This is a genomic window from Rhizobium ecuadorense, assembly GCF_001187535.1.
Lineage (GTDB): Bacteria > Pseudomonadota > Alphaproteobacteria > Rhizobiales > Rhizobiaceae > Rhizobium > Rhizobium ecuadorense.
The window spans coordinates 180,803-207,173 of record NZ_LFIO01000381.1 but is presented as its reverse complement, the minus strand read 5'-3'; the positions used below and the strand labels follow the sequence as shown (position 1 = coordinate 207,173).

Below are 26,371 nucleotides of genomic sequence, written 5' to 3'. Positions count from 1 at the left end.
CAGTCCTTTCGAATTATTTTCTTTGTATAACGCGATTCCGCCCGACGAAAAGAATTTTGTTTCAGGAAAGCAGCATTTTTGTCCGATCCCGCAAGACCGGGAGCAATTCTTCCTCGAACCACGGATTGCGCTTCAGCCAGCCGCTGTTGCGCCAGCTCGGATGCGGCAGTGGCAGCACCGCCGGCGACCGATTGGACAGAAGGCTGTCCCGCCACGCCCGCACCGTCTCAGTCATATTGCCCCGCCTTTCCGCCCCCATATGCCAGGCCTGCGCATATTGGCCGATGACCAGCACCAGTTCGATCTGCGGCATGGCCGCAATCACCCGTTGCCGCCAGAACGGCGCGCATTCGCGACGCGGCGGCAGATCCGCGCCCTCGGCGTCATAGCCGGGAAAGCAGAAACCCATCGGCACGATGGCGAATCGGTCGCGGTCGTAGAAGCTTGCTGTATCAACGCCGAGCCATGACCGCAGCCGGTCGCCCGAAGCATCGTCGAACGGCAGGCCGCTCTCATGCACCCGAAGCCCGGGCGCCTGCCCGGCGATCAGGATGCGTGCGCTCGACGAAATCACTGCCACCGGCCGCGGCTCGTGCGGCAGCCGATATGCGAGGCCTTTCAACGGCGCGTCACGACAGATACGGCAGGAGGCGATTTCCAGCCGCATGCCTTCCAGTCCGATTTCATTCGTCATGACCTCACTCCCATCCGACGATCCGCCTGATGAAGCGCAGGGGGCCATCGGAAGCAGACCTCTGGCGCGCGTGGTCGCGCACATCGCGCGGTCGCTCGAAAGTCCCCACCCAGAGCCCCGCCTTCGCGGCCCTCGCCTCGGCCTCCTCCTTGCCGTAATCGCCATAGGAGATTGCCATGCCCCGGCGCACCATAGCGGCGTTGATGTCGCCGATCGTCCCGCTCCGGCAGATGACAAGCAGTCTGTCGTAGCGGTCGCGCCGGCTGCCCCGGCAAAGCGTTCCCGATGCCAGAACCATGCCCTGCAGCGCCTCACGCGCCGCCCGCCCGCAGGCCCAGGCATGTCCCGCGCGCTCGCAGCTCTGGTTGAGCTCCGGTGCATCGATGCCTTCGAGGCGCAAACGTTCCTCTCCTAAAGTCAGACTGTCGCCATCGGCAGCATGGAAAGCGCCCGCATGTTCGATTCTTCCTGCATCGTTGAGCTTGGCGGCGATCAGCGCCAGGAGCGCCAGCAGGGCAAGAGCGGTCACGCCGTCGCGAATCAGGCGCAGGCTCCGTGTCACGCTTTCGCCTCCTTAAAAAACAAATCCTTGGCAAAGATGGCAAACATCTTCTTAAGAATTGCCGGTTAAGCTCTTATCCACCCTGGGATGAAGTTTCAACGTGCACATGAGTACCGGCGTAAGCACATCGACCGACAAGATTATCGTCGACAGGTCGCGCAGCCACCGCAACAAGGCCGTTTCCAAGGCCGTGCGGCAAACGCGCGAACGTCTTCAGTCCGGCCATGCGTCCAATTCCTCCTTCGACCGTGACGCGCTCAAGATGTATGTGGCGTCGATGCTGCAGAGCGCGACGATCATGCCGCTCTTCGTCGTCATCATCACCGCCCTCGGTGTTTATTTCACGCAGGATACGCAGTTGCTTTTGTGGGCGCTGCTGACGCTCACCTGTCACACCGGCAATATCCTGCTGGCGCGGCGCGCGCGCCGTCAGGAAATCACCTCCGAGAGCGCCCGCAAATGGCGCCGCCTGCTGCTGCTCGGCCAGTTGCTGCTCGGCTGCTGCTGGGCGGTCTTCGCGCTGCAGGGCTGCGATACCTGCGAGCCGTCGAGCTTCATCCTTTATAAAGGTGCGACGCTTTTGATCGCGCTCTCCGTCACGGCGATGTCGAATTTCATGCTGACGCCTGCCGTGCTCGCTACCTTCGCGCCGGCGGTTCTGGCCCTCGCCGCCAAGAGCGGCCTGTCCCGCGACCTTCTCGAAATCAGCCTGACGGGGCTCTTCACCAGCACCCTCGTCTTCTTCAACTATATCAGCGACCGGCTGTTCAAGTCGAACCTCAGGATCCTTTCCTACCAGTCGGAAAAGGACGACCTGATCGCCGAGCTTGAAGTGGCGAAATCGATGTCGGACGAGGCGCGCCGCCGCGCCGAGGAGGCAAACCTCGCCAAGTCCCGCTTCCTTGCCTCCATGTCGCACGAGCTCAGGACCCCGCTCAACGCTATCCTCGGCTTCTCCGAGGTGATGTCGGCCGAAGTCATGGGGCCGCTCGCCAATCCGACCTACAAGGAATATGCCGGCGATATCCACCGCTCCGGCCAGCATCTGCTCGATCTCATCAATGAGATCCTCGACCTCTCCCGCATCGAGGCCGGCAAATACGAGTTGAGCGAGGAGGCGATATCGCTTCTCGATATCACCGAGGATTGCATCGGCATGGTGCAGTTGCGCGCCCGCGCCAAGAACATCGCCATTTCGGATCAATTCGAGCGGCAGCTGCCGGCCATCTGGGCGGACGAAAAGTCGATGCGCCAAGTGGTGCTCAACCTTCTCTCCAATGCGGTCAAGTTCACCCCGCAGGGCGGCGAAATCAACGTCAAGGTCGGCTGGACGGCCGGCGGCGGTCAGTACATTTCGATCAAGGACAACGGCCCCGGCATTCCGGAAGAAGAGATTCCCGTCGTCCTGTCGGCCTTCGGCCAGGGCTCGATCGCCATCAAGAGCGCCGAACAGGGCACCGGCCTCGGCCTGCCGATCGTCCAGGCGATCCTTGCCAAGCATGACGGACAGTTCCTGCTGAAATCGAAGCTGCGCGAGGGCACCGAGGTCATCGCCATCCTGCCCGCCAAGCGCGTGCTCCAAAGCCTGCCGGCCGTGGAAGAGGCCCAGGCCGTCGCCCGCAAGCGCAAGAGTTTCGCCTGATTCAGCTAAAGCATAATGCCGAAAAGTGTGAGCGGTTTTCGGACGACATCATGCGGATCCAAAGAAGATATGTTTGCCGAGGATGAAGCCGAGATAGAGGCAGCAGGCTGCGATCATGCAGCTCACCGCAAAGGAGCCGAGATCCTTGGCATGTTTGCCGACGATCGAAATCTCGGGCGAAATCCGGTCGATCACCTCTTCGACGGCGGTATTCATCGCCTCCATCGAAAACAGCCCGAGAAACAGCAACACTGCAACGACGATCTCGCCGGCGCTCGCCCCGACCAGCGCCAGCGCCGCGATCGAAATGACTGAGAACCCGAGTTCTTGGCGGAAGGCTGCCTCTCTTAGAACTCGCAGGAAGCCTGCCCAGGAATAGCTGGCGGCGGCGATGAAGTGCCGAATTCCGGTCTCTTTCGTCACCGCAGGCTTCGTCAAGGCGCCCTCTCCTCTCGCAGACCGGGAAAGGCTTTGCCGCCCCGCTTGATGACCGAATACGCAGATACCGAATCCATCTGGGCGGCGCAAGCGAAGCCGCGTGCGGATCGGCGGCGCCGACCGCGCGTCAATCCTTGCCGCTCACACCGGCCTGGGCAAACGTCGCCATGCCGGAATGGCAGGCAGCGGCGGCTTTGACGATGCCGGCGGCGAGCGCTGCGCCCGTGCCTTCGCCGAGCCGCATGCCAAGCGCCAGAAGCGGCGTCTTGCCGAGCATCTCGATCGCGCGCAGATGTCCGGGCTCTGCGGAAACGTGGCCGATCAGGCAATGATCGAGCGCGGAGGGATTGGCGGCTTTGAGGATCGCCGCAGCAGCAGTCGCGACATAACCATCGATCAGCACCGGAATGCGCTCCATCCGCGCGGCAAGGATGGCACCGGCCATCGCCGCGATCTCACGGCCGCCGAGGCGTCGCATGATTTCCAGCGGATCGTCGAGATGATCGCCGTGGAGCTCGACGGCCTTTTCCACCGCCGCGACCTTGCGCTCCAGCATCTCGCCTTCCGAGCCGGTGCCGGGTCCGACCCAGTCCCGCGCCGAACCGCCATAGAGCGCATAATTGATCGCCGCGGCAATCGTCGTATTGCCGATGCCCATTTCGCCGACGCAGAGCAGGTCGGTGCCGCCGGCAATCGCCTCCATGCCGAAAGCCATGGTTGCGGCGCAATCGCGCTCGGAAAGCGCCGCTTCCTCGGTGATGTCGCCGGTGGGGTAATCCAGCGCCAGATCGAACACCTTCAGCCCGAGATCGTAAGCGACGCAGATCTGGTTGATCGCAGCCCCCCCGGCGGCGAAATTCTCCACCATCTGCTGCGTCACAGCCGGCGGAAAGGGCGTGATTCCCTGCTTGGTGACGCCGTGATTGCCGGCGAAGATCGCCACCAGCGGCCGGTTGACGGCAGGGGAGCGGCCCGTCCAGGCGGCAAGCCAGAAGGCGATTTCCTCGAGTCGCCCGAGCGCGCCCGGCGGCTTGGTCAGCTGCGCGTCGCGTTCGCGCGCGGCCACCAGCGCACGGGCGTCCGGCCCCGGCAGGTCGCGGAGCAGGGTACGGAAATCGTCGAACGGCAGGCCTGAAACGCTCATCTGTGCGGTTTTCCTATGAATCCGGGTATTCTTGTTTTCACGCAAACCACTTGTTTGCGTCGAGCAAATCAGCTTCTTTGCGGGTCGCAATTCTCTTAAAGCGGGCCGACGGGGCGAACAACACCAAAAGTACCGCCGCGACCATAAGCCAACGTGATAAGCCGAAACCTTGAGCAGAACGAAGCAGAATGAAGATCAAGGACCATGCGGTCGATACCGCCCGCGCCGTCGCCTTTCTCAGCCGCATTCCCATGCCGCAATCGCTGTTCAAAACCTATGACGGCAGGCTCGGCCGGCTGGTGCGCGCCTTTCCCTTCGCCGGCATCGTCATCGGCCTCGTTCCCGCATTCGCCCTCTTCTTGGCTTTGGGGCTGCGCGCCGATCCGCTGATGGCCGCCCTGATCGCCCTTTCCATCCAGGTCATCGTCACCGGCGCGCTGCACGAGGATGGTCTGGCCGATACCGCCGACGGCATTGGCGGCGGCAAGAGCCGCGAGCACAGCCTCGCCATCATGAAGGACAGCCGGATCGGCACCTATGGAGCGATCGCGCTGATCCTCTCCTTCGCGATCCGCGCCGCAGCACTTGCCACCATTGCCCGCCACGCCTCGCCGCTCACGTCGGCCCTTGCCATTCCCGCCGTCGCCGCGCTCAGCCGTGGCGCCATCGCCTGGCACTGGCAGCGGCTGCCGCCGGCCAAGGCCGATGGCATCGCCGCTTCGACCGGCCAGCCGGATGAAGCGGCGATGCAATTTGCCCTCGCCTCGGCCGGCCTCGTCGCAGCGCTTCTGATCTGGCCGGCCTTCGGCCTGCGGCCGCTGGTCGCCAGCCTGCTCGCCACCGGCATCGCCGCACTTGCCTTTACCGCTTTCATCCGCCGCAAGCTTGCCGGCCACACCGGCGACACGCTGGGCGCGACACAGCAAATTTGCGAGATCGCCACCCTTTGCGCCCTTGCCACGGCTCTTTGAAACTCCGATATGTCCTTCATGCAAACACCCTGCATTCACGTCTGCTCACTGGTTTCAGCCACCGGATTTTGCGCCGGATGCGGCCGGACTCTCCAGGAAATCGGCAACTGGGTGAGCTACTCCGACATCGAGCGAAGCCGGATCATGGCGCTGCTGCCGGCAAGGCTTGCAGGCGCCGCCGCGGTATCGAACCACATGGAAACAGGCCTCACCAGCGGGCCGGAGCGGCCTTTATGATCCGTTTGACCGTCGTCCTCGTCGTGATCGGCATCGGCCTTGCCGTGCTGATCGTCAACAATGACAGCAGCCGGATCATCGGCCTGCAGAGTGATGATTTCGTCCGCGTCGTCTATCTGCTGCCGATTGCGCTGATGCTGTCGGCCGGCATCTGGGCGAGCCGGCGCAACCTCGGCGAAACGATGCGCCACATGATGATCTGGCTGGTGATCATCCTGGCGCTCGTCACCGTCTATCTCTATCGCCAGGAAGCACTCGGCGTCGGCAACCGGCTGCTCGCCGGCCTCGTTCCCGGCCGCGCCGTCGTCGTCACCACAAGCGAAGGCGGCCAGGAGATCATTCTGCATAAGCTGCTGAACGGCCATTTCGAGGCCGATGTCGCCGTCAACGGCCAGACGATCGAGATGCTCGTCGATACCGGCGCCAGCATGGTGGCGCTGTCGCACGAAGATGCCGAGCGGATCGGCATCGACCTTTCCCGCCTCAGCTATTCCATGACCGTCATGACCGCCAACGGCCGCGGCCGCGCAGCACCCGTCACGCTCGACCAGGTGGCGATCGGCCCGATCGTCCGCAACAATGTCGCAGCCAGCGTCGCCGAGGACGGCCGGCTCGACCAGAGCCTGCTCGGTATGAGCTTCCTGGAAACGCTGGGTTCGCTGCAGATGCAGACCGACGAGCTCCGCATGCGGAATTGAACCGGCCCAGCTTTACGCCGGCATTCGGATCTGTCACCTTCAAACGCAACAACAAGACCACAAAGAGCAAAAAGAAACTCCTAGTCTGGTGGCACCGCACGTTCGACCGGCTTTCGCCTTCGGCGAGGCCCCTGATCCACGGGTACGACAGGAGTTTCGCGATGAATTCACTCTGGCCGATCGTCATCGGCGGCGTTTTGCCGGCGTTATTCTGGGGCATCACCGCCATCTTTCAGAAGCAGAGCGCCACATCAGCCACCGGCTCCGCCGTCTATCTGATCGCTTTCGGCGCCGCCTGTGCGCTGGCCGGCCTGATCGCCGCATTGATCTGGCGCCCCGCCCCCTGGACGGTCGAAGGTATTGGTTTTGCCGCCACCGCAGGCGCCTGCTTCGCTTTCGGCACCGGCCTCATCAGCTTCGCGCTCTTCGCTTACGGCATCCCTGTCTCGAAACTCGCCCCGATCTGGAGCTGCAACGTGCTGGTGACGCTGGCAATCGGTGCTCTGTTTCTCGGCGAAGCCGCCGAGTTGAACATCGCGAAGCTCGTCGCCGGCACTCTCCTCATCATCTCAGGCGCCCTGCTCGTCAGCAGCGCCTGAGGAGAAAGGGCGCAACACAGACGGGCCCTTCGTCGAAAATGCTCCTGCGTTGCAGCAGGTTCCGCTTTATTAATATCTTGCGTCAAGGCGCCTGCGCGCCCACCGGAGCTCGAGATGAATCCACGACAATTGAAGACATTCCTTGCGGTGATCCGCCATGGAAACCTCACGCGCGCTGCTGCCGAGGTCAATCTCGCCCAATCGAGCCTCAGCGACCAGATACAGGCGCTGGAGGAAGAACTCGGCGTCGAGCTCCTCTTCCGCTCCCGCCAGGGTGTCGCCCCGACGCCGGCGGGTGTGGCCCTAAAGGCCTATGCGGAGGAGATCCTGGCGCTGAATGACGAGGCAAAGGCCGCCGTCTATGCTGCAGTCGGCAGAAGCGAGCAGTCCATCATCCTGGGCACGCTCGAAACAATTGCCGCCGAAAGGCTGGCGCCCTGGCTCTCCCTCTTCCGCAGGCAGAACCCCGGCCTTGCTCTCAAAATCAAGATCGGCGGCAGCGGCGAATTGCAATCGCAATTGCAGCACGGCTCGATCGACGTCGCCTTCACCTTCGATCGCGGCCAGCAGGACGAGCGCTTCGCGACGCGCCGCATCTCCAGCGAGCCGCTGGTGTTGATCGCCGGCCGCAATTCGCAGGCCCCATCATTTGAAAGTCTCGCGGCGCTGAGCACGGCGCCCTTCGTCGCGACCGAAACCGGCTGCGTTTATCGCTACCTTTTCGACACCACTTTTGAAGAAGCAGGCCTGCCGGCACCGCCCATCGTCGCGCAAGCCGACAGTATCGCAACGATCATCCGGTTCGTTGCATCGGGCGCCGGTTACGGCCTCGTCCCGCGTCTTGCAGTCGGCCCGGCCGCTGCGCGCAGCGATGTCGTCGAACTGCCGTGGCCGGGCGGCGCTCCCCCGGCCGCCTCGCTGATGATGATGTGGCGGCGCCGGCGCGTGCAGCCGCCGGCGCTCGCCCTCCTGCTGCAATCGGCCAGCGAAGAATTTTTGCCCCTCAGACCAGCCGATGCCCGCCTTCGACATGCAGGATAGTGCCTGTGGTGAAAGCGTTACCGATCAGGAAGCGAATCGCATCGGCGATATCCTCCGGCTGGCCTACACGCCCGGCCGGCAGCCGTTGCGCCATCGCGTCGAGCGTTGCCTGCTTGGCGTCACCGGCAACGGAATTCCAGATCGGCGTATCCACCCACCCCGGCGACACGGCATTGATACGGAGCGGCGCCAGCTCGACGGCAAGCGCTCTTACCAGGCCTTCGAGCGCCGCATTGACGGCGGCGACCACAGATCCGCGCGCCGCCGGTCGATAGGCGGCGATACCTGACGTAAAGGTGATCGATCCCGCCGGCGGCAGGTGGGCGGCGCCATATTTCGCCAGCAGCAGCGGCCCGTAGAACTTGCTCTCGACCACCCGTTGCGCTGCGGCAAGCTCGATCGACGGCAGCAACTGATAGGCGCCTTCAATATCGGCCGCCGTGCTGACGATATGGTCGACCGGTCCGCTATCCCGAAACAGCGCCGCGACCTTCTCCTCCCGCGATATATCGGCAGCGCACGTCCCGAGTTTCGGATGGGCGCCGAGCTGGTGGCAAGCCGCCGCAAGCCTCTCTTTGCTGCGCCCCGCGATCGTCACCCACGCCCCCTCGTCGAGCAGGCGCCTGGCAAGCGCCAGTCCCATGCCCGAGCTGCCGCCGACGATCAACACCTTCGCACCTTCGATCCTGATTTCAGTCATCTCGCATCTCCTTGAATGAGAGAGCAGATGCCTCGGATCGAAGCGGAAGAAAAACGGAAGAAACCGATAGCATCATCGGCTTTCCCGATGATGCTACTCAGGAAGCGATCAATTGCGCAGCCGGTAGCCGGTCCTGAAGATCCAGCCGAGCGTGCCCAGGCAGATCGCCAGGAACACCGTGATCATCGCCAGGCTGATTGCCGGGTTGACGTCGGCAATACCGTAAAAACTCCAGCGGAAACCGCTGACGAGATAGAGCACCGGGTTGAGATGGCTGACCGCCTGCCAGAAGGGCGGCAGCATATTGACCGAGTAGAAGCTGCCGCCGAGGAAGGTCAGCGGCGGCACGACCAGCATGGGAATGAGGTTCAGCTGTTCGAAATTGCCGGCCCAGATGCCGATCATGAAGCCGAACAGGCTGAACGTGATTGCCGTCAGCAGGAAGAACAGGATCATCATGAAGGGATGTTCGATCCTGACATCGACGAAGAGATTGGCTGTGAGCAGGATGATGAAGCCGATGAGCATCCCCTTGGTGGCGGCGGCCCCGACGTAACCGAGCAGGATCTCCGTCATCGCCACCGGCGCCGACAGCACCTCGTAGATCGTGCCGGTGAATTTCGGGAAATAGATGCCGAAGGAGCCGTTGCTGATGCATTGGCCGAGCAGCGTCAGCATGATCAGGCCGGGCGTGATGAAGGCGCCGTAGGATACGCCCTCCACCTCCTGGATGCGCGAGCCGACCGCGGCGCCGAAGACGATGAAATAGAGCGAGGTCGAAATCACCGGCGAGATGACGCTTTGCAGCAACGTGCGGCGCGTGCGTGCCATCTCGAAAAAATAGATCGATTTGATCGCCTCGATGTTCATTTGTCCGCTCCTACCAGCGCCACGAAGATGTCTTCCAGCGTGCTCTGCCGCGTCGAGAGATCCTTGAAATGGATATTGTTTTCACCGAGCCGGGTCAGCAGCGTCGCGATGCTCTCCTGCTCGTTGTCGGCGTCGAAATCATAAGTCAGCCGGCTGCCGCCGGCTTCCAGCGTCAGTCCGTTGCCGGCAAAACAATCCGGAAGCCGCTCGAGCGGCTCGGTGAGATCGAGAATGAGCTGCTTGCGGCCGAGCTTGGCCATCAGCGCCGCCTTGTCCTCGACGAGCAGCAATTGCCCGCCATTGATCACACCGACGCGGTCGGCGATTTCCTCCGCCTCTTCGATATAATGGGTGGTCAGGATGATGGTGACGCCCGAGGCCCGCAGCTCCTGAACGACATTCCACATGTCCTTGCGCAGCGTCACGTCGACGCCGGCTGTGGGTTCATCGAGGAAAAGAATATCCGGCTCATGCGAAAGCGCCTTGGCGATCAGCACCCGCCGTTTCATGCCGCCGGAGAGCTGGCGCAGCATATTGTCCTTCTTGTCCCAGAGCGAAAGCGCCCGCAGCACCTTCTCGATATGGGCTGGATTGGCCTTCTTGCCGTGCAGTCCGCGCGAGAAACTCACCGTATTGAACACCGTCTCGAACTGATCGGTGGTCAGTTCCTGCGGCACCAGCCCGATCATTCCACGGGTGGCGCGAAAATCCTTGACGACATCGTGGCCGGCAACCAGCACCTGGCCGCCGCTCGGATTGGCGATGCCGCAGATGATCGAGATCAGCGTCGTCTTGCCAGCGCCGTTCGGCCCGAGCAGCGCCAGGATCTCGCCCTTTTCGACGTCGAGGTTGATGCCTTTCAGGGCCTCGAACCCATTGGCGTAGGTCTTGGTGAGATTCTGAACGGAAATGATGGGGGCCATGCGGTACTCTTGCGGATTCTTAAGTGTTACTTCGGCCCGCTATATAATGCCTTCATGACGCTTTGACATCCTTGGGAACGTGAACACAGCATTCACGCCCCGCCAACACCGTCGGCCATCGGCGTAGGCTATTCGGCCGCGAGAGAGAAAGGCTGCGGCCGATTTCGGATGTCATCATCCGGTGATCTTCGTGCCCCATAACAGAGCCGAGGCCAGCACCGGCATCCGCCCCGCCGCCTACCCCTTTGCGGATCCGTCTCCGGGTGTTCTCGTTGCACCCCTTTTTTGCTGCCTCGGCATATAGTGAAAGTTATTGTTCAGTCACGAAGTGCTTGGAACCGGCCCGCATCCCCTGTCGGCCGCGTTCGTCTTAGCCGGCCCTGCGCCGGCTTTCTTTTTGCGGGGACTGGACGGTGGCCGTCCTCGGCCTTCAATGTCCCTTCGGGAGGAAAGCGAGAGTGTCCCCTCACAACTCGTCATAATTAAACCAGTCGAAATCCGCGACCTTCCCTCGCCCCGACGTATCGAAGGCAAACATGCCGGCGAAGGCGCCGGTGAAGGAGCCGTGTTCGCCGCGTCCGCCTTCGTCGGAAATCATGCCGGCGTCGAGGATCGGGCCGATCGGCTGCCAGGCGCCCTTGCCTTCGGTCTGCCAGAAAAATTGCAGGTCGTTCTCGCGAATTTCCATGGCGAGCTGGACGCGGCCATCGGCTGGGATCGCCACACCGCTTTCGGCAGGAAAGTTGAGGCGTCCGTTCGGATAATCGCCGTTGCAGGAGAGGATCGTCACACAGCGGCCGAGTGTTTCGTGCAGCGTCACGGCAACGGCGTGGAACTTGTGTCGGTTGTAATAATGCGCCAGCCCCGCGACCTGTTGATAGGTGTCGGGCGAGAACTCGACCACGGTCTCGGCGCGGAAGCTGTGATGCTCCTGGCGGCGGGCGACCAGCGACTGCTCGAACCAGGAACCGACGCTTTCTCGCCCGATCAGCCTGAGATGGCCGGGACGGTCCATCAGGTTGAAGATGCGCGCGGGCTCGGGCGTGCGCAGCCACTGGAAATCGGCCGGTAGCGTGCCGCCGTCGAAGCCGTATTCGCTGCGCATCGGCTTTTCCGCGGGCACAGCGCCGAACAGACCGGGCACATCGACATCGGGCACCGAGGTGCCGTTCTCGAGATAGAGCCAGTCATCGTCGCGCCAGACGCACTTCTGCAGGCTCGTCTCTCGCCCCAGCGTGCAGCGCCGTTTCGGCGGCAGCGGCCGGCCGCAGAGATGGGTGTGATAGGCCGCACCGTCCGGCGTCTCGACATATTGGCCGTGACCTGCCCGCTGCAGCACCGCCCCCGGATGATCCTTGGAGGTGATGAGATGCATGTTCGGATGCATCTCATAAGGCCCTTCGATGCGGCGCGCGCGCGCCATGGTGACGGCGTGGTCGTAGCCGGTGCCGCCTTCGGCTGTCGTCAGATAATACCAGCCATTGCGCCTGAAGAGATGCGGGCCCTCGACGAGGCCGAGCGGGCTACCGGCAAAGATGTTCTTGATCGGGCCCTTCAGCGCCTTCGTCGCCGGATCCCACTCCTGCAGCAGGATGCCGTCGAAGGCTGGCGATTTCGGCGAGCCGCCATAACTTTCGGTGCGGTGGTTCCACTGCATGTTGACGAACCACTTGCGGCCGTCGTCGTCATGGAACAGCGAGGGATCGAAGCCGGAGGAATTGACATAGACGGGGTCGGACCATTCCGCCTCGATCGAGGGCGCCGTCACGATGTAGTTCGGCGCATCCTTGAAACTGCCGTCGAAACGCTTGACGTCGGTATAAACAAGCCAGAACTGCCCGTCGGCATAGGAAAGGCACGGCGCCCAGATGCCGCAGCTGTCGGGATTGCCGCGCATGTCGAGCTGCGACCGGCGCTCCAGCGGCCGGCGCACCAGCGTCCAGTTCACCAGATCCCGCGAATGGTGGATCTGCACGCCGGGATACCATTCGAAGGTCGAGGTCGCGATATAGTAATCCGCGCCGACGCGGCAGATCGACGGATCAGGGTTGAACCCAGGCAGGATGGGATTGCGAATCATAATGCGGCCTCCTCCGAGATTATTGTTGTGGTACGTACGTCAAATGTGGGCGGTTACTTCACCTCCCCACCCTCATTCCTGTGCTCGTCGCAGGAATCCAGCCGCCGCGCGTCCGCGCGGCGAAAAGAACCCATTCCGCCCAAGGACTTGGGCTGGCTGGATCTCTGTGGCATCCCTCAGGCAAGCCCTGAGGTCACAGAGATGAGGGCGGTGTTGCATCGTGCCGCCCCAAACTCCGGCTCGACCTACCTATTCCCGCTCCGCCGACTTCGCCCAGAGATTGATATCCGCCTCACGGGCATAGACGTCGATCTCGGCGAGCTCCTCGGCCGAAAATTCAAGATTATCCAGCGCCTTGACGCAATCGACGATCTGCGACGAGCGGCTGGCGCCGATCAGTGCCGAGGTCACGCGTCCGCCGCGCAGCACCCAGGCGATCGCCATCTGCGCCAGCGTCTGGCCGCGCCTTTCGGCGATGTCGTTGAGCTTCCTGATATTGTCGATGATCGAAGGGCGGATGAAGTCGCGCTTCAGGAAATGGTTCTGCGCCGCGCGGCTGTCATCGGGAATACCGCCGAGATACTTTGTCGTCAGCATGCCCTGGGCGAGCGGCGAGAACACGATCGAACCCATACCGACCTCGTCGAGCGTATCGAGCAGTCTGTCGTCCTCGACCCAGCGGTTGAGCATCGAATAGCTCGGCTGGTGGATCAGGCAGGGCGTACCGAGATCCTTGAGGATGGCGGCGGCTTCGCGGCTGCGTTGCGAATTGTAGGAGGAGATGCCGACATAGAGCGCCCGGCCGGAGCGGACGATATGGTCGAGTGCGCCGCAGGTTTCTTCGAGTGGGGTTTCGGGGTCGAAACGGTGGGAATAGAAGATGTCGACATAATCGAGGCCCATGCGCTTCAGGCTCTGGTCGCAGGAGGCGATCAGATATTTGCGGCTGCCCCACTCGCCGTAAGGGCCCGGCCACATATCGTAGCCGGCCTTGGAGGAGATGATCAGTTCGTCGCGAAGCCCGGAAAATTCGGTGCGCAGGATCTCGCCGAAAGCGGTCTCGGCGCTGCCGGGAGGCGGACCGTAATTGTTGGCGAGGTCGAAATGGGTAATGCCGAGGTCGAAGGCCGTGCGGCACATGTCGATCTTGCGGTCATGCGACGTGTCGCCGCCGAAATTGTGCCAGAGGCCGAGGGAGACGGCCGGCAGCTTCAGGCCGGAACGGCCCGTGCGGTTATATTTCATCTTCGAATAACGGTCTGCGGCTGGTTGCCAGCTCATTTGGAAGTCTCCTGAACCTGTCTAAAATTGCTTCCCTTTCGTATCCGTCCTGAGCGACGGCCGAAAGCTAAAAACATCTCCACCTTCCAACGTCGTTATCCTCGGGCTTGTCCCGAGGATCTACTAACAGCGCGGCAGATCCTCGGGACAAGCCCGAGGATAACGGAAGCTTGGGAGCGCGCGCCGGGCGGATGCGCGCTATCCTATCACTTCAACAGCGCCTGCGCCTCTTCGATACCGAGTGCCGCCGGCTGCGTGCAGGTCGTGGTCAGGTCGATGAAACGGCCTTCCTCGCCCGACTTCAGGATCGAGGTCATGACGTCGACGCCGTGCAGCGTGCGGTCGAGCGAGCAGCGCGCGTCGCGGCCTTCAATCAGCGCCATCGCCATGTCGGCAAGGCCGGCGGTGCGGTAGTTGGCGCGCGAGCCGCTCGGGCTTTCCTGGTTGATCTTGCCGAATGGATGCTCCCAGACGTCGAGCGGCTTGATCTCCTTGTCGCGGCCGCTTGCCTCGACGACACCGCCGAAGAAGTTCGGATCCGGCACGTAGAGCGAGCCGTCGGTGCCGTAGAGCTCCATATTGGCGTGACGATGCGACCATACATCCCAGCTCGCCGTCAGCGTCACGGTGGCGCCGGAGACGAATTCGAGCAGCGCCTGGATCGTCGTCGGCGTCTTGACCGGGATGATCTCGCCGTTGCGTGGCTCGCTCGTGATGGTGCGGGTCGGCGACGCCATCGAAGTCATGGCGCCGACACGTTTGACCGGGCCGATCAGATTGATCAGATTGGCGATGTAGTAGGGGCCGAGATCGAGGATCGGGCCGCCGCCCGGCAGGAAGAAGAAATCCGGGTTCGGATGCCACATCTCCATGCCGGGGCTCATCACGTAGCAGGCTCCCGAAGTCACCCGGCCGATGCCGCCATCGTCGATGAACTTGCGGGCGAGTTGGTGGGCGCCGCCGAGGAAGGTGTCAGGCGCGCAGCCGACGGCGAGGTTCTTCGCCTTGGCAATACGGCGAAGTTCCTCGCCTTCTTCGAGCGAAAGCACCAGCGGCTTTTCCGAATAGACGTGTTTTCCGGCCTCGAGGATCGACTTCGACACGCGGAAATGCGCATCCGGGATCGTCAGGTTGACGACGACGTCGATCTCGTCATTGGCGAGAAGCGCGTCGATCGTCTGTGCTTTGACGCCATATTCCTTGGCGCGCGCCTCGGCGGCCTGCAGATTGATATCGGCGCAGGCCAGCACCTTCAGCCCCTTGAAGAGCGGTGCGAGCGAGAAATAGGTGGTGGAGATATTGCCGCATCCGATGATGCCGACGCCAAGTTCCCTGGTCATGATGTGCCTCAATAAGTCTGAAAGGATGCAATCGAACGGCTGATGTTGCGGTCGATGTCTTTGGGATTGTCATGTTCAACGACGAAGTGCTTGGCTTTGGTGGCGCGCAGGGCCGCAATCAGCTTCGCCCACTCGACCTTGCCATGGCCGACATCGGCCCAGCCGTCTTCATCCGTCGCTTCGCCGGCCGGCGCAATATCCTTGACGTGGACTGCAGTGATGCGCGGCCCGAGCTTCTCGACCCAGGCGAACGGATCGGCGCCGCCACGGATGACCCAGGCGATATCGGCTTCCCAGGAAATGTCGGGCGCGCCTTCGAAGATGCGCTCGATCGGCAGCGAGCCGTCGGCCAGCTTGACGAATTCGAAATCATGATTGTGCCAGCCGAACTCGTAGCCGGCTTCCTTGTAGGGCTTGCTCATCTCCTGCAGCCGCTTGCCGAAGGCGGTCCAGCCGGCGGCATCGGATGGGCGCTGGTCAGCTGCCAGATGCGGCGCATAGATCGAATCCATGCCGAGAATCTTGGCAATGTTCAGCGACTTCTGCACGTCCTTCTCCAGGAAATCAGGGCTGAAATGGCCGGTCGCCATCACCAGGCCGTTCTTGTCGAGATCGGCGCGTAGGCTCTTCAGCCCGGCATCGTCGAGATCGGCATAAATGCCGCCGAAGCCCTCGACCTCGGCATAGCCCGCCTTGCCGAGCTTTTCGAAAATCACTGAATAAGGCTGGAAATTGCGGGCGCTGTACAGCTGGTAGCTAAGTTTCGTCATCATATTCTCCTTGGGCCTCGTGCCCATGCTTGGGAAGATCAATCCGCCGATTGGCAGGAATGCAGGTCGTAGAACCGGAACTCCGGAAGCGCGCCGCGATCGAGCGGCCGCGCCGGGGTAAAGCTGATGCGGCGGCTCTCGCCGGCCGCAAGATCAAAGGCATTGTCGGAATATTTGCCGTCCGTCTCGCTCTCGATCATCACGAAGAGCGCAAGTCCCCTGGCGGTGACGTTGATATCGATCGCGCCGCTCGCCTCGACATATTCGTGGGTAATGGTCAGGCCCGAAGGCTCCAATTCCAACGCCTTATAGGTGCCGTTGACGTAATGCCCCTCGCCGCCCATGCCGTTCGATGCGGTGAAATGCCAGGCAAGCAGCGTGCCCTCGTCAATGTCGGAGACGTCGATTGTCGCAGCCGTAACCGCCGCATCCGGCGAGCATACGGCTTGCACGTCTTTCACGTGCCGACGTTCGCCTTTCATCGTCAGGATAGACATCGAAAGATCGATGCTGACATCTTCAAGCGTGTCGTTGACCAGCGAAAAGCGGATCGTCTTGCCGTCCTCGGAAGGAATGGCGGCGACCGCGACCGGCTGGAAGAAGCGCTTGACCAGATAATGCATCGCTTTCCAGCGGCCGCCATAGTCGAGGCTCGACCACGAGGCGACCGGCCAGGTGTCGTTCAGCTGCCAGTAGATCGTGCCCATGCAATGGGGTTTCAGCGACCGCCAGTATTCCACCGCCGTCTTGATGGCCAACCCCTGCTGGATCTGCGAGAGATAGACGAAGTTCGGAAAATCCTTGGGGAAACGGAAATAGCGGAACATCGTGCCGGCGATGCGCTCATTGCCGCCGGCGTTCTTCTGGTGCAGCTCCATGACCGGGGAAGCGACATTCATGTCCTTCTCCTCGGCATAGGTCTTGATGACCGGCAGCGAGGTATAGGACTGGAAGCCGAATTCCGAACAGAAGCGCGGCCGCACCGAACGGTAATTGTCGAACGACTTGTTCTCGTGCCAGACCGACCAGTAATGCATGTCGCCGGATCCGTCGGCATGCCAGGCATCGCCGAAATCGAGATAGCCCGAGGCCGGGCTCGACGGCCACCAAAGCGCGCCCGGCAGCGCCTTCTTCACCGCCTGCTCGATCGTCCGGTTGAGCCGGTCGTAAGAGACGAGATAACGGTCGCGGTCCTTGCGCGATTCTTCGAACCAGGTGAGTGCTCCCACAAGTTCGTTATCGCCGCACCAGAGCACGATCGACGGGTGCGACGAAAGCCGGCGCACCTGGTAATCGACCTCAACAGCCACATTGCCGAGGAAGTCGTCGGTCGAGGGATAGAGGTTGCAGGCGAACATGAAGTCCTGCCAGACCATCAGGCCCAGCCGGTCGCATAGATCGTAGAAATGATCCTGCTCGTAGAAGCCGCCGCCCCAGACACGGATCATGTTCATGTTGGCGGCTTTCGCCGATTGCAGGAGATCTTCGGTCTTCTCGGGCGAGGACAGCGAATAGAGCGCGTCGGCCGGGATCCAGTTGGCGCCGCGGCAGAAGATCTCGCGGCCGTTGACCTTGAAGGCGAAACGGCTGCCTGATGCATCCGGCGCGGTGATCAGCTCGATGGTGCGAAGGCCGATCTGCTTCGTCACCTCGTCCGCCGGCAATGCGACGGACAGCCTGTAGAGCGCCTGCTCGCCGCTGCCGGAAGGCCACCAAAGCCGCGGATTGTCGATATGGAAGAGGTGGTTGACATGGGTCTCGCCATGGACGCCGACATCGAGGCGCACCCGCTCGCCGTCGAGATCGAAATAGACCTGGGCAATGCTCGGCCCTTTGGAATGGAGCGTCGCCGTCACCATCAGATCGACCGAACCATCGAAATTATGGCTCTGGCGGGTAACCACATGCTCGATGCGCGCGGTCTCGAGCTTTTTCAGCGCAATCGTGCCGTAAAGGCCGAGCGGCGCAATGGCGATATTCCAGTCCCAGCCGAAATGGCATTGCGGCTTGCGCAGCATGTTGCCGTCGGGGATCGGCGAATTGCCGGTACTGTAAGGAATATAGAAAGGCTGCTTCTTCTGGCGCTCGGCGCCAACGGCGGGGTTGGAGGCGAAGACGATACGGATGACATTGTCGCCGGATTTCAGCATGCTCGACACGTCAGGCCGATAGCGGCGGAAGCTGTTGTCGGCTTCGAGCGCCAGGACGCCGTTGACATGGACGCTGGCGACCGTGTCGAGATAATCGATATCGAGATACCAGTCGCCTTCGACCTCCTGCAGCGTGAAGCTGCGCTCGACCACCCATTCGCGCTGGGCAACCCACTGCACCTTTTCCTCGTTGCGGCCGAAATAGGGATCGGGGATCAGGCTTGCCCGGTGAAGCGCGGTATGCACGTCGCCCGGCAGCATGATCGCAGTGCGAATCTCACCGTCGACGGAGGCGAGCTGCCACGAACCGGAAAGGTCGATGCTGGAGGGGGGCGGTTGTTGAGTCACGATTTCAATTCCGATTCACGTTTTTGAAATGGATGGCGCATGATCGCCGTCCGGTCATTGTCGTTCGTTGTGACCCCTTCTCCTCCGTCATGCTCGGGCTTGACCCGAGCATCCACTCGGCATCCAGCAGCAGCCGCGGCATGGATCCTCGGGTCAAGCCCGAGGATGACGGAGAGCGGAGTTGGCCTCTTGCCAAGCTCGCGCCGGCCTGAGGGAGGGTGGAGCGTTAGTCGAATTCATACAAACAGCCTTGCAAGCAGGTGGCACCATCCGGCCCCGCCCGCAGAACCTCTCCTAGAGCCGCAACTCACTCTCGGCATCGAACACCGAAGCGACCGTCATGTCGAAGCTCAGTTTCACCTTGGCTCCGACGTTGAAGCGGCGGGCACCATTGACGCGTACCGACATCGTGTGACCGGCATGTTTCAGCCACAGAAGATTGTCCGCGCCCATCGGCTCCTCGATATCGACGGTGGCGTCATGTTCTTCGCCGCCGGCATTCTCGTTGACCTTGATGTGCTCCGGGCGAACGCCGAGCACCACCTTGCGGCCGGGCTGCAGCGCCTCGCTGGCCTCGTAAGCAGCGAGCGAGAAAATGACGCCGTTGGCGGAAAAGGCAATGCCGTCGCCTGACTTGACCAGCTCGCCGCGCAGGAAATTCATCGACGGCGAGCCGATGAAGCCGGCGACGAAAAGATTGCGCGGCCGGTTGTAGATCGTCGTCGGATCGTCGAGCTGCTGGATGATGCCGCTCTTCATGATGGCGATGCGGTCGGCGAGCGTCAGCGCCTCGATCTGGTCGTGGGTGACATAGATCATCGTGTTCTTCAGCGACTGGTGCAGGCGCTTGATCTCGACGCGCAGCTCCGAGCGGAGCTTGGCGTCGAGGTTGGACAGCGGCTCGTCGAACAGGAAGACGTCGACATCGCGCACCAGCGCCCGGCCGATCGCCACGCGCTGGCGCTGGCCGCCGGATAGTTCGGCCGGCTTGCGCTTCAAGAGCGGCTGGATCTGCAGGATCTCGGAGGCACGCGCCACCCGCTTGTCGATCTCGGTCTGCGGGACCTTGGCGACCCGAAGGCCGAAGGAAAGGTTCTTCTCGACGGTCATCTGCGGATAGAGCGCATAGGACTGGAACACCATGCCGATGCCGCGGTCCTTCGGCTCCTCCCAGGTGACGTTCTTTCCCTTGATGAAGATCTGCCCTTCCGAGGCATCGAGCAGGCCGGCAATGCAATTCAGCAAGGTCGACTTGCCGCAGCCGGACGAGCCGAGCAGCACCAGGAATTCACCGTCATTGATGTCGAGGTTCAGATCCTTCAGCACGCTGACCGCGCCGAAGTTCAGCGACAGATCCCTGATGGAAACACTTGAATTGGAGACACTCGAATTCATGTTCATGCGATCAACCCTTCACTGCGCCGGCGGCGATGCCGCGGACGAAAAGCCGTCCCGACACGAAATAGACGATCAGCGGCACCAGACCCGTCAGGATCGTTGCCGCCATGTTGACGTTGTATTCCTTCACGCCCTGGACGGAATTGACGATATTGTTGAGCTGCACGGTCATCGGATAGGTATCCGGCCGGGTGAAGACGACGCCGAACAGGAAGTCGTTCCAGATGCCGGTCACCTGCAGGATCATCGCCACGACGAAGATCGGCAGCGACATCGGCAGCATGATCTTCAGGAAGATCTGCCAGAAGCCCGCCCCATCGACACGCGCCGCCTTGAACAGTTCTTCCGGCAGCGAGACGAAATAATTGCGGAACAGCAATGTCAGGATCGGCATGCCGAAAATCGAATGCACGATGACGAGGCCGGTCAGCGTGCCGTAGATGCCGATTTCGCGCAGGATGATGACGATCGGATAGATCATCACCTGATAGGGAATGAACGCCCCGATGATGAGGATCGAGAAGAAAAGCTCGGATCCTTTAAAACGCCAGTTCGCCAGCGCGTAGCCGTTCACAGAGGCGATCGCGATCGAGATGATCACCGATGGCACCGTGATGCGCACCGAGTTCCAGAAACCGCGCGACAGGCCATCGCAGTTGAGGCCGGTGCAGGCTTCGGCCCAGGCTTTCACCCAAGGCTCGAAAGTGATCTCCATCGGCGGCGAGAAGATGTTGCCGAGACGGATTTCCGGCATGCCCTTCAGCGACGTCACGACCATCACGTAGAGCGGCAGCAGATAGTAGAGCGCGGCGACGGTCAGCGTGCCGTAGAGCACGATGTTGCGCGACGACAGCGCCGGGCGCGGTTTCGCGCCGCTCGGGCCTTCGCCGAGTCTCGGTGCGACGGCATCGATGCCGGCAGCGGTGGTGTTGAGAGTTCCTACATCAGCCACGCTTGCGCCCTCCGCCGAATTCCAGATAGGCCCACGGAACGATGATGATCGCGACGGTGACGAGCATCATGGTCGAGGCAGCAAAGCCCTGCCCCAGGTTCTGCGCCTGGAACATGTAGTCGTAGACATATTTCGCCGGCACTTCCGACGAAATGCCCGGTCCGCCCGAAGTCTGCGCCACGACGAGGTCGTAGACCTTGACGATACCGGAGGCGATGATGACGATCGTCGTGATGAAAACCGGCCGCATCATGGGAATGACGATCTGGAGATAGGTCTTCCACATCGGGATACCGTCGACGCGCGCGGCCTTCCAGATATCCTCGTCGATGCCGCGCAGGCCGGCCAGCATCAGGCACATAACGAGACCCGTTCCCTGCCACAGCGCGGCGATCAGAATGCCGTAGATGACGATTTCAGGCGTATAGAGCGGATTGAAGGTAAAGCTCGTCCAGCCCATCGAACGCACGACCGACTGAATGCCGAAATCCGGGTTCAGAACCCATTGCCAGACGAGGCCCGTCACGATGAAGGACAGCGCGAAGGGATAGAGGAAGATGGTGCGGAAGGTGTTTTCGAAACGGATCTTCTGGTCCATCAGCGCGGCGAGCATGAAACCGATGACCAGGCTGAAGATCAGCGAGAGCACGCCGTAGAGAGCCAGGTTCTCGATCGCCGTCACCCAGCGGGGTGCCGCCCAGAGGCGTTCGTACTGATCGATGCCGACGAAACTCAACCGCGGAAGGAGCTTGGAATTGGTGAAGGAATAAAAGACCGTCCAGAACGTGCCGCCGACAAAAATCACCAGCGCCGTCAGGATCATCGGTATGGACGCAATCTTGGCATTCAGATTGCGCAGTAACTTGATTGGCCGGCCTGCTTGCGCTTGACCCGTCGTCATGAACTCTTCTCCTCAAATCGCAGCCGCGACCGTGACAGAGCGGATTTGCCGTCTGCCATCCCTGCCCGGCTTGCCGGGATGTCGGAGAGACGCCGCCGCCCGAACATTTGTCCGGGTACGATCCGGCTCTTGCGGAGCCGGATCGTGAAGGCAGCGTATCTATCGATCAGTCAGCCGAAGCGATGATCCCGGCGAAGCGCTTCTGAGCGTCTTCCGGCGTCATCGATGGGTTGGCGAAGAATTCGGAGAAGAGGTCTTCCTTCTGCTTCTGGCTATCGGCCGAAAGCAGCTGGTCGGTGCCCTGAATCACGTTGCCCTTCGCCAGGATATCGAGACCCTTCTTCATGCAATCATTGGCGGCGGCGAGATCGACATCGCCGCGAACCGGCAGAGAGCCCTTCTTCAGGTTGAAGGCAACCTGGGTCTTGGGATCCAGCAGGGTCTTGGCAAGAACGGCCTGCGCCTTGGACTTTTCCTCGTCCTTCAGCAGCGGGAAGTAGAAGGCGTCGCCGCCGGTCGAGATGATCTCGTTGACGCCGAGGCCCGGCAGGCAGGTATAGTCGGCGCCGGCCTTCTGGCCGGCAAGCGCGAACTCGCCCTGCGCCCAGTCACCCATGATCTGGCCGCCGGCCTTGCCTGTGATGACGAGGTTGGTGGCCTGGTTCCAGTCCTGTACGTTGCTGCCCTTGGCCATGCGCCGTGCATCGTCGGCCGCCTTGAACACCTTGGCGATCTCAGGACCGGCAGCAACTTCCGCATCCTTGTCCTTGAAGACCTTGTTGAAGGTATCCTTGCCGGCGACGGCGACCATCAGCACGTCGAAGGCGCCTGTCGCCTGCCACGGCTGGCCGCCGACGGCGAGCGGAATGATGCCGGCCTTTTCGAGAGCCGGAGCGGCAGCGACGAACTCGTCCCAGTTCTTCGGAACCTCCACGCCGGCCTTCTTGAAGGCGGCGTTCGAAAGCCACAGCCACTGCCAGGAGTGGATGTTGACGGGGGCGCAGTAGATCTTGCCGTCGATAGTGCAGGAATCGAGCAGGCTTGCCGGACGAATGATGTCCTTCCAGTGCTCGGCGGTCGCCACGTCGGTCAGGTCGCGCATCAGCCCGGCCTGGACGAGTTCCTCGGCCTGACGGCCGTGGTTGAACTGGGTGGCGCCCATCGGGTCGCCGCCGGTGATGCGGCTGATCATGATCGGACGGGCAGTACCGCCGGAACCGGCGATAGCGCCGTCGACCCAGTGATTGCCGGTGGCGTCGAACGCCTTTGCCAGCTCGGCGACGGCAGCCGATTCGCCGCCTGAAGTCCACCAATGCGTGACTTCGAGATCGGTAGCATTGGCGGCGCCGAACGGAAGCGCGACCGAAGCGGCAAGCACGGCCACCGTGATACGGATTTTCATGAGTTTTCCTCCCTCACTGAAACGTTGCCGGAAAAACTTAGATCAATCGATTTGAGCGCGCAACCGTCCGCCTCCAAATTTTTCCGCGAGAACGGGAATTGCTACTTGTACCTGTTTCCAGTCGGATCATAAGAGCCTTCTAACGCACATCCGGCCCCACGATTCCGCATATGCACAATCAATTTATCACATTGAAAATATGTATAAATTTTTTGTTATTGGCTTCTTCATCCGCTTCACCCTCTTCGCAAGTGCAGAAAAATAGAGATGAATCAAAAATTCAACCTATGCGCACAACACCGCAGCGCACACACGAAAAAGCCCTCGACATTTCTACTGTATCGTTACAGATTGTATCCCTTAGGGAGGCGCGATTTTGGCAGGCGGCGGGCTTACGGCGCTTGAAAAAGCCTCTATAAGCGACACCAATTCGCGCGAGGCAGGCCTACAGGGATGGAAAACAACGGAAATTTCGGGCAAGCGGCGCCGGCGTCGCGCGAGCGCCCCACGCTGAAGACGATCGCCTTCATGACCGGCCTTGGCGTGACCACGGTGTCGCGTGCGCTGAAGGATGCGCCCGACATCGGGGCTGAGACCAAGGAGCGGGTGCGCATGGTCGCCCGCCAGCTCGGTTACCAGCCGAACAGGGCGGGTGTGCGCCTGCGCACCGGCAAGACCAACGTCATCGCCCTGGTCCTCAGCATCGACGAGGAGATCATGGGATTCTCCAGCCAGATGGTCTTCGGCATCTCCGAGGTATTGTCCGGCACGCCCTATCATATTGTCGTCACGCCGCATTCCCACAGCAAGGATCCGATGCTGCCGGTGCGCTATATCCTCGATACCGGCTCGGCCGACGGCGTCATCATCTCGCGCATCGAGCCGGACGATCCGCGCGTGCGGCTGCTGACCGAGCGCGGCATGCCCTTCGCCACTCATGGGCGCACCGATGCGGGTCTGACCCACCCCTTCCACGATTTCAACAACGAAGCCTTCGCCCACCAGGCGGTGGAGCGGCTGGTCAAGCGCGGCCGGCGGCGCATTGCCCTGCTGCAGCCGCCGAGCAAGCTCACCTATTACGCCCATATCCGCATCGGCTTCCAGACCGGCCTGCATGACTACGGCGCCGAGGAAGTGCCGCTGCGCATCAACAGCGATGCGCCGCTCGCCGACATCCGCGATGTCGTCGAGGTGATGATGCGCTCACCCAATGCCCCCGACGGCATCGTCTGTTCCGCCGGCAGCGCGGCAATCGCCGTCAATGCCGGCATCGAGGCTGCCGGCAAGGCGCTCGGCCGCGATCTCGACATGGTGTCGAAGCAATCGGTGCCGATCCTCAACTGGATCCGCCCCGAGATCATCACCGTCCAGGAAGACGTGCGCCAGGCCGGCCGCGAAATGGCCAAAGCCGTCATCGCCCGCATCGACGGCGTCGAACCGGAACTGCTGCAGAGCATCAGCCAGCCGATCTGGCCGGAGGGCGGGAAGTAAGTTGGGATTGGCGGAGGTGGACGGCTGATCTCAGCCTGTTTGAACCGCCTCCAGACCGCGCGGTGCGCTCCTCGCCAACTGCCCCAGCACCGCCGCGATCTTCGGGTTGCGTCCCTCGCCGCGCCGCGTGATGGCATGGATACCGCGATAGACCGGTGGCGCGAGCGGTTTGACGATCAGGCTTTCGCCAAACTCCCGAAGCGCCAGTCCCGGCATCACCGAAATCGAGCAACCGGCTTCGACAAGCGCAAACACCACTTCGAAACTGTCGCTGAAACCGTTGATGACAGGCTCGAAACCCGTATCGCGGCACACTTGGCGCATCATCTGGCAATATGCGCTGGAGGCGACGTCGAGCGCCCAGCATTCATTCCTCAACTGTGCGAGGTCGATGACCGCCTCGGCTTCCAGCCTGTGGCCGGGGGGTAGAAGCACGAAGAGTTGGTCTCGGCACAGGAACAGCGGATCGACCGTGTCCGCCAAGGTATGCGGATCGAACGATATGTCGTCGGCAATGACGATATTGGCCTGCCAAGCTCTAAGCGCCGCGACCCCTTCAGCAGGTCCCATCGTCGTCATGACGATGTCGAGATGCGGATGGTCGAGCGCAAGCTGACGCATCGCAACCGGAATGAAGGATGACGCCGCCGAGGGTTGGGCGGCGATCCGGAGTTCACCCGCGACAATGTTTTGCAGCTCGGCAATATCGGTTCTGGCTTCCTCGACGACGGCAAATATCCGGTCGGCATGCAGGACGAGCCGCTGGCCGGCCGGTGTCAGCGTCACCCCTCGCCCGCGCCGCTCGACAAGTGCAATGCCGACTTCATCCTCGAGCTGGGCGATCTGTTGGGAAACCGCAGACGACGAAATGCCGAGCGCATCGGCGACCGCCGCCATCGTTTCGCGGCGTGAGAGTTCGCGAAGTGTGCGCAATCTGAAAAAGTCCAAACCCTGCTCCTCTCCAGCCGATCAATCAGCCAAAATTTCTAAACTATATTCTTATTTTAATTAAGTGGACCTGAAGAAAATCTCTTCCTAGCGTGGAAAATCGCAAACGGCCTGACTCGAAAAAAGCCAAGATGTTCCGCCATCTCGCAGCCAGTTACGGAGATATCGACAGAATGCAAGAAAGCAGCGTGCCCTATTTCAGCCAATGGGAAACACCGGGCATGACGCTGCCGGTGCTTGCCGAGGGGTCGCAGGCCTTGCTCGGCGATCCGCTCTGGCGCCATTCCGGCGCCGCGACGATCGAGGAATATGCGCGCTGGGCCGTCAATGTCTGCGGCATGGCCTGCTTGAAGATGATCCTGGCCGCCCGCGGTGAGACCCATCCGACCCTCGAGCTTGCCCGGGCCTGCACTAGATATGGCGGTTATGTCGTCAGCGAGATCGATGCCTCGATCAAGGGGCTGATCTACGCACCCTTCGTCCGCTTCGCCGCCGACCGATTCGCGCTGAATGCGGAGACGATGACAGGCGTCGAGACATCGGCCATTCCAGAGCTTCTATCGAAACGGCGCTTCTTCATCGCCTCTGTGCATTCGGGCATCCGCTGGCCGGAGCGCCAGCCACCTTCGAAGGGCGGGCATCTGGTGCTGGTGACAGCAGCAAGCGACGAGACGATCCGCTTCCACAACCCGTCCGGCCATGATGAGGCGAGCCAGGCTGATGTGACGCTGCCGCTTGCCGTCTTCGACCGCTTCTTCGCCAATCGCGGCATATCTGTCGACGCCTGACCT

25 protein-coding genes are annotated in these 26,371 nt (G+C 61.8%); 8 read left to right on the top strand and 17 right to left on the bottom strand.

Annotated elements, in window-relative coordinates; all coding sequences use genetic code 11:
* Nucleotides 1–61 precede the first annotated feature (61 nt).
* Both AF337_RS09225 and AF337_RS09220 read right to left on the bottom strand, forming a co-directional pair.
* On the bottom strand, nt 62–694 hold the full coding sequence (locus tag AF337_RS09225; protein ID WP_049731915.1) for a uracil-DNA glycosylase family protein: 633 nt from the start codon (nt 692–694) through the stop codon (nt 62–64).
* Nucleotides 695–698: 4 nt separating this feature from the next.
* A complete protein-coding gene (locus tag AF337_RS09220; RefSeq protein WP_049731914.1) occupies nt 699–1,256 on the bottom strand; it encodes a thermonuclease family protein in 558 nt (185 codons plus the stop codon).
* A 106-nt stretch (nt 1,257–1,362) separates the two neighbouring features.
* Here AF337_RS09220 and AF337_RS09215 point away from each other — a divergent pair, with 106 nt between their 5' ends.
* A complete protein-coding gene (locus AF337_RS09215; RefSeq protein ID WP_049731913.1) occupies nt 1,363–2,898 on the top strand; it encodes a sensor histidine kinase in 1,536 nt (511 codons plus the stop codon).
* Nucleotides 2,899–2,946: 48 nt separating this feature from the next.
* On the opposite strand, the gene AF337_RS09210 is transcribed toward AF337_RS09215, so the two are convergent.
* Together AF337_RS09210 and cobT are read right to left on the bottom strand one after the other, a co-directional pair.
* Complete coding sequence (locus AF337_RS09210; RefSeq protein WP_049731912.1) at nt 2,947–3,336, bottom strand: diacylglycerol kinase; 390 nt, start codon at nt 3,334–3,336, stop codon at nt 2,947–2,949.
* Between the two features lie 127 nt (nt 3,337–3,463).
* On the bottom strand, nt 3,464–4,480 hold the full coding sequence (cobT, locus tag AF337_RS09205) for a nicotinate-nucleotide--dimethylbenzimidazole phosphoribosyltransferase (RefSeq protein ID WP_049731911.1): 1,017 nt from the start codon (nt 4,478–4,480) through the stop codon (nt 3,464–3,466).
* Between the two features lie 188 nt (nt 4,481–4,668).
* On the opposite strand from cobT, the gene AF337_RS09200 reads away from it, so the two are divergent.
* The 5 genes from AF337_RS09200 (at nt 4,669) to AF337_RS09185 (ending at nt 8,026) form a co-directional block, all read left to right on the top strand.
* Nucleotides 4,669–5,451 carry an adenosylcobinamide-GDP ribazoletransferase gene (locus tag AF337_RS09200; protein WP_049731910.1) on the top strand — a complete coding sequence of 261 codons (783 nt, stop codon included), beginning with the start codon at nt 4,669–4,671 and terminating at the stop codon, nt 5,449–5,451.
* 18 nt (nt 5,452–5,469) lie between these two features.
* On the top strand, nt 5,470–5,688 hold the full coding sequence (locus tag AF337_RS40010; RefSeq protein ID WP_082336779.1) for a DUF1289 domain-containing protein: 219 nt from the start codon (nt 5,470–5,472) through the stop codon (nt 5,686–5,688).
* Nucleotides 5,685–6,386, top strand: coding sequence for a TIGR02281 family clan AA aspartic protease (locus tag AF337_RS09195; protein WP_049731909.1), 702 nt, complete (start codon nt 5,685–5,687; stop codon nt 6,384–6,386). The genes AF337_RS40010 and AF337_RS09195 overlap by 4 nt, the downstream gene beginning before the upstream one ends.
* Nucleotides 6,387–6,547: 161 nt before the next feature.
* Nucleotides 6,548–6,985, top strand: a complete 438-nt coding sequence (locus AF337_RS09190; protein WP_049731908.1) for an EamA family transporter — start codon at nt 6,548–6,550, stop codon at nt 6,983–6,985.
* Nucleotides 6,986–7,099: 114 nt separating this feature from the next.
* A complete protein-coding gene (locus AF337_RS09185; RefSeq protein WP_049731907.1) occupies nt 7,100–8,026 on the top strand; it encodes a LysR family transcriptional regulator in 927 nt (308 codons plus the stop codon).
* On the opposite strand, the gene AF337_RS09180 is transcribed toward AF337_RS09185, so the two are convergent.
* The 12 genes from AF337_RS09180 to AF337_RS09125 all read right to left on the bottom strand — a co-directional run bounded on the left by AF337_RS09180 (nt 7,989) and on the right by AF337_RS09125 (nt 23,141).
* Entirely contained in the window at nt 7,989–8,726 is a 738-nt protein-coding gene (locus tag AF337_RS09180; RefSeq protein ID WP_049731906.1) for an SDR family oxidoreductase, read from the bottom strand. The genes AF337_RS09185 and AF337_RS09180 overlap by 38 nt on opposite strands.
* 108 nt (nt 8,727–8,834) lie before the next feature.
* Entirely contained in the window at nt 8,835–9,596 is a 762-nt protein-coding gene (locus AF337_RS09175) for an ABC transporter permease (protein ID WP_049731905.1), read from the bottom strand.
* Nucleotides 9,593–10,519 (bottom strand): ABC transporter ATP-binding protein, encoded by a 927-nt coding sequence (locus tag AF337_RS09170; protein ID WP_049731904.1) that lies wholly within the window; start codon nt 10,517–10,519, stop codon nt 9,593–9,595. The genes AF337_RS09175 and AF337_RS09170 overlap by 4 nt, the downstream gene beginning before the upstream one ends.
* 466 nt (nt 10,520–10,985) lie before the next feature.
* Nucleotides 10,986–12,599 (bottom strand): glycoside hydrolase family 43 protein, encoded by a 1,614-nt coding sequence (locus AF337_RS09165; RefSeq protein WP_049731903.1) that lies wholly within the window; start codon nt 12,597–12,599, stop codon nt 10,986–10,988.
* 249 nt (nt 12,600–12,848) lie between these two features.
* A complete protein-coding gene (gene mgrA, locus AF337_RS09160) occupies nt 12,849–13,880 on the bottom strand; it encodes an L-glyceraldehyde 3-phosphate reductase (RefSeq protein WP_049731902.1) in 1,032 nt (343 codons plus the stop codon).
* A gap of 206 nt (nt 13,881–14,086) precedes the next feature.
* Nucleotides 14,087–15,220, bottom strand: a complete 1,134-nt coding sequence (locus tag AF337_RS09155; protein ID WP_049731901.1) for a Gfo/Idh/MocA family protein — start codon at nt 15,218–15,220, stop codon at nt 14,087–14,089.
* A gap of 8 nt (nt 15,221–15,228) precedes the next feature.
* Entirely contained in the window at nt 15,229–15,990 is a 762-nt protein-coding gene (locus AF337_RS09150) for a sugar phosphate isomerase/epimerase family protein (RefSeq protein WP_049731900.1), read from the bottom strand.
* Between the two features lie 38 nt (nt 15,991–16,028).
* Nucleotides 16,029–18,488 (bottom strand): beta-mannosidase, encoded by a 2,460-nt coding sequence (locus AF337_RS09145; protein WP_049731899.1) that lies wholly within the window; start codon nt 18,486–18,488, stop codon nt 16,029–16,031.
* 294 nt (nt 18,489–18,782) lie between these two features.
* The gene (locus AF337_RS09140) at nt 18,783–19,889 is read right to left on the bottom strand and encodes an ABC transporter ATP-binding protein (RefSeq protein ID WP_049731898.1); all 1,107 of its coding nucleotides are present in this window, start codon (nt 19,887–19,889) and stop codon (nt 18,783–18,785) included.
* 4 nt (nt 19,890–19,893) lie between these two features.
* Entirely contained in the window at nt 19,894–20,838 is a 945-nt protein-coding gene (locus tag AF337_RS09135) for a carbohydrate ABC transporter permease (protein ID WP_049731897.1), read from the bottom strand.
* Nucleotides 20,831–21,739 (bottom strand): carbohydrate ABC transporter permease, encoded by a 909-nt coding sequence (locus tag AF337_RS09130; RefSeq protein ID WP_049731896.1) that lies wholly within the window; start codon nt 21,737–21,739, stop codon nt 20,831–20,833. Before AF337_RS09130 ends, AF337_RS09135 begins: the two co-directional genes overlap by 8 nt.
* A 166-nt stretch (nt 21,740–21,905) precedes the next feature.
* Nucleotides 21,906–23,141 carry an ABC transporter substrate-binding protein gene (locus AF337_RS09125; RefSeq protein WP_049731895.1) on the bottom strand — a complete coding sequence of 412 codons (1,236 nt, stop codon included), beginning with the start codon at nt 23,139–23,141 and terminating at the stop codon, nt 21,906–21,908.
* A 453-nt stretch (nt 23,142–23,594) separates the two neighbouring features.
* Between AF337_RS09125 and AF337_RS09120 the strand changes: the two genes are divergently transcribed.
* Entirely contained in the window at nt 23,595–24,632 is a 1,038-nt protein-coding gene (locus AF337_RS09120) for a LacI family transcriptional regulator (protein WP_049731894.1), read from the top strand.
* A gap of 30 nt (nt 24,633–24,662) precedes the next feature.
* Here AF337_RS09120 and AF337_RS09115 read toward each other — a convergent pair whose 3' ends face one another.
* Nucleotides 24,663–25,580 (bottom strand): LysR family transcriptional regulator, encoded by a 918-nt coding sequence (locus AF337_RS09115; protein ID WP_049731893.1) that lies wholly within the window; start codon nt 25,578–25,580, stop codon nt 24,663–24,665.
* 173 nt (nt 25,581–25,753) lie between these two features.
* On the opposite strand from AF337_RS09115, the gene AF337_RS09110 reads away from it, so the two are divergent.
* Complete coding sequence (locus AF337_RS09110; protein WP_049732042.1) at nt 25,754–26,368, top strand: C39 family peptidase; 615 nt, start codon at nt 25,754–25,756, stop codon at nt 26,366–26,368.
* Nucleotides 26,369–26,371: the final 3 nt, after the last annotated feature.

Coding starts and splice junctions, on each gene's coding strand:
- AF337_RS09225 (WP_049731915.1), bottom strand. CDS start 694: ATGACGAATGAAATCGGACTGGAAGGCATGCGGCTGGAAATCGCCTCC.
- AF337_RS09215 (WP_049731913.1), top strand. CDS start 1,363: ATGAGTACCGGCGTAAGCACATCGACCGACAAGATTATCGTCGACAGG.
- cobT (WP_049731911.1), bottom strand. CDS start 4,480: ATGAGCGTTTCAGGCCTGCCGTTCGACGATTTCCGTACCCTGCTCCGC.
- AF337_RS09200 (WP_049731910.1), top strand. CDS start 4,669: ATGAAGATCAAGGACCATGCGGTCGATACCGCCCGCGCCGTCGCCTTT.
- AF337_RS40010 (WP_082336779.1), top strand. CDS start 5,470: ATGCAAACACCCTGCATTCACGTCTGCTCACTGGTTTCAGCCACCGGA.
- AF337_RS09195 (WP_049731909.1), top strand. CDS start 5,685: ATGATCCGTTTGACCGTCGTCCTCGTCGTGATCGGCATCGGCCTTGCC.
- AF337_RS09190 (WP_049731908.1), top strand. CDS start 6,548: ATGAATTCACTCTGGCCGATCGTCATCGGCGGCGTTTTGCCGGCGTTA.
- AF337_RS09185 (WP_049731907.1), top strand. CDS start 7,100: ATGAATCCACGACAATTGAAGACATTCCTTGCGGTGATCCGCCATGGA.
- AF337_RS09180 (WP_049731906.1), bottom strand. CDS start 8,726: ATGACTGAAATCAGGATCGAAGGTGCGAAGGTGTTGATCGTCGGCGGC.
- AF337_RS09175 (WP_049731905.1), bottom strand. CDS start 9,596: ATGAACATCGAGGCGATCAAATCGATCTATTTTTTCGAGATGGCACGC.
- AF337_RS09170 (WP_049731904.1), bottom strand. CDS start 10,519: ATGGCCCCCATCATTTCCGTTCAGAATCTCACCAAGACCTACGCCAAT.
- AF337_RS09165 (WP_049731903.1), bottom strand. CDS start 12,599: ATGATTCGCAATCCCATCCTGCCTGGGTTCAACCCTGATCCGTCGATC.
- mgrA (WP_049731902.1), bottom strand. CDS start 13,880: ATGAGCTGGCAACCAGCCGCAGACCGTTATTCGAAGATGAAATATAAC.
- AF337_RS09155 (WP_049731901.1), bottom strand. CDS start 15,220: ATGACCAGGGAACTTGGCGTCGGCATCATCGGATGCGGCAATATCTCC.
- AF337_RS09150 (WP_049731900.1), bottom strand. CDS start 15,990: ATGACGAAACTTAGCTACCAGCTGTACAGCGCCCGCAATTTCCAGCCT.
- AF337_RS09140 (WP_049731898.1), bottom strand. CDS start 19,889: ATGAACATGAATTCGAGTGTCTCCAATTCAAGTGTTTCCATCAGGGAT.
- AF337_RS09130 (WP_049731896.1), bottom strand. CDS start 21,739: ATGACGACGGGTCAAGCGCAAGCAGGCCGGCCAATCAAGTTACTGCGC.
- AF337_RS09125 (WP_049731895.1), bottom strand. CDS start 23,141: ATGAAAATCCGTATCACGGTGGCCGTGCTTGCCGCTTCGGTCGCGCTT.
- AF337_RS09120 (WP_049731894.1), top strand. CDS start 23,595: ATGGAAAACAACGGAAATTTCGGGCAAGCGGCGCCGGCGTCGCGCGAG.
- AF337_RS09110 (WP_049732042.1), top strand. CDS start 25,754: ATGCAAGAAAGCAGCGTGCCCTATTTCAGCCAATGGGAAACACCGGGC.